The sequence below is a fragment of the Marinobacterium profundum genome, assembly GCF_001528745.1.
GTDB lineage: Bacteria > Pseudomonadota > Gammaproteobacteria > Pseudomonadales > Balneatricaceae > Marinobacterium_A > Marinobacterium_A profundum.
In genome coordinates, this window is the sequence record NZ_BCNS01000064.1 from 1 (window position 1) to 1038 (window position 1038).

Consider the following 1038-nt stretch of genomic DNA (forward strand, 5'->3'; position numbering starts at 1 on the left):
GCCGGCAGCCGCCGGGGCGTCGATTGCCCCCGAACGGCAACGTGTGACTGGCGTGGGAGGGCTCGGCCAGAACGCGGGCGCGGGCATGCGACGCAGAGGCGCCAGTGGTGAACGAGGTGCCAGCAGTACAGCAGACAGCGGCGTTCGTCAGTGAGGCATACAGCCGGCCCGCTGTTTCTGTGCCGCTCTGGCCGCGGTTAGCTGACGAGTCGGATTCAGTCACCGAGCCCCGGGAGGGAAAACCGAGCTCCTGGCCTCGTCTGCCCGACGAAGCGGCGGGTCAGGCGGGCCCGTCCCGGTCTGAGGCGTTGCGAATGACACAACAGCAGGAGCGTGTGATGCAGCGCAAGCGCACTCTGGATATTGAGCAACGAGGTGGATTTTGGAACGTGTAGCCTTTCTCATTGAAGACACCGGGGAGCGTCTGGGTTGCCTGCTAAACCCCGAGAGTATCCTGCTGCGCCGCGAGGCGGGTATCCAGTCCCGCCAGTGCGGCGGAGGGCTGGTGGCGGGCTCCGAACTTGCTGATGATCCGTTATTTTTTTCCGGTGGTGGCCATACCGATTTGACCCTCGATCTGCTGTTTGATGTGTCACTGGCGGGGTCATCGGTTAGCAGCGAGGATGTTCGAGACCTTACCGGGCCCTTGTGGGACCTGGCTGAAAATCGCCGTCAGGGCCATTATGGCAAACCGCCGCTGTGCCGGTTTGTCTGGGGTAAAAGCTGGAATTTCCCCGGTGTAGTCAGTGCCGTGGCGGAACGCCTCGAGTCGTTTACAGCCTTGGGCGTACCGCGTCGCTCCTGGTTACGTTTGCGTTTGCTGCGTACTCTGGATCCCGTGGTACAGCCGCATAAGCCTGTGCCCGCTATGGACCTGAGATCAGCGGTGCCCTCAGGTGGCCCGCGGCAAGCGATGGTGCATGAGGTCGTGGGTGGCGCTGCCGCTCAGGGTGGGGAAAGACTGGATCAGCTGGCCTACCGCTATTACGGGGATGCAGCCCTGGGGCCTGGGCTGGCGGCTGCCAATAACATTGATTA

General features: G+C 62.9%; 2 protein-coding genes. One reads left to right on the forward strand and one right to left on the reverse strand.

Translation table 11 applies throughout. From position 1 onward, the window contains the following. Positions 1-223 (reverse strand): hypothetical protein (locus MPRO_RS26140; RefSeq protein WP_216821225.1); only part of this gene is annotated, 223 nt, incomplete at its 3' end. Between the two features lie 159 nt (positions 224-382). Here MPRO_RS26140 and MPRO_RS03175 point away from each other — a divergent pair. Beyond that, positions 383-1038, forward strand: a 656-nt coding sequence (locus MPRO_RS03175) for a CIS tube protein (RefSeq protein ID WP_067286861.1), incomplete at its 3' end; no start/stop codon positions are given.